Raw genomic sequence first — 549 nt, forward strand, 5'->3', positions numbered from 1 at the left:
TAATTATTTAAGAAACAAATTTAATTTTCGTAAATTTTTAAAAGAGTAAAACTCCTTTTATATGTTTCTTTTTTTTAACTCCGTTTCTCAAAGAACTTCTGCGGTAATGCGAGTGCAAAAGTAGGCCTTTTTATCAGCATTCCTAATCTTTTGGAAGTTTATTTTTGGTATTTATCGCGCTCTTTTCTTAACAGGTTGGTAACCGTACTTTTACAAGGAGTTTTTTTTTATGCGGATACGCGGATGGGCGGATAGGAGAATTCGCCTTAAAGTGCTGTGGGTGCAAAATGGCTGTGCTTAGTTAACTATTCTTGAATGCGGATACGCGGATGGGCAGATACGTTTATACGCTTTGGAGCGTTGTGGTTATAAAATTGCTCCTTTTTGTAATTTATTCGCGAATGGACGAATGGACGAATGGACGAATGGACGAATGGACGAATGGACGAATGGACGAATGGACGAATGGACGAATGGACGAATGGACGAATGGACGAATGGACGAATGGACGAATCAGCGAATAGGCTCATAAAAACCATACCTATATA

At 38.4% G+C, this 549-nt stretch carries 1 protein-coding gene; it reads left to right on the forward strand.

Annotated features, from left to right (window positions below; translation table 11 throughout):
• Positions 1–352: 352 nt before the first annotated feature.
• On the forward strand, positions 353–549 hold a 197-nt coding region (locus KO524_RS15195; RefSeq protein ID WP_219295076.1), incomplete at its 3' end, for a hypothetical protein.

The organism is Flavobacterium sp. NKUCC04_CG (genome assembly GCF_019345525.1).
GTDB lineage: Bacteria > Bacteroidota > Bacteroidia > Flavobacteriales > Flavobacteriaceae > Flavobacterium.